1 pseudogene is annotated in these 207 nt (G+C 70.5%); it reads right to left on the minus strand.

The annotated features are described in order from the left end of the window. Nucleotides 1-84: 84 nt before the first annotated feature. Nucleotides 85-207: pseudogene (locus tag K206_RS44120) on the minus strand (integrating conjugative element protein pill, pfgi-1); the annotation flags it as partial.

Below are 207 nucleotides of genomic sequence, written 5' to 3' on the forward strand. Positions count from 1 at the left end.
CGCTGAGGCCGATCAGCCACAGCCACAGAAGGCTCTGCACCACCACCACGACGGCGGCCGGGCGCCGGGCAGACTGTGGGGCGCTCATGGCTGGCCTCCCGAAACCGAAGGCTCCAGCGGGAACGTTTGCACCGCCTTGGCGGCGGGTGGCTCGGATGCGGTTTCGACGGCCGCGCTGTCGGCGGGCCGTTCGAAGCAAATCTGCCG

The organism is Cupriavidus sp. WS (genome assembly GCF_000395345.1).
In the GTDB taxonomy this organism is placed as follows: Bacteria; Pseudomonadota; Gammaproteobacteria; order Burkholderiales; family Burkholderiaceae; genus Cupriavidus; species Cupriavidus basilensis_B.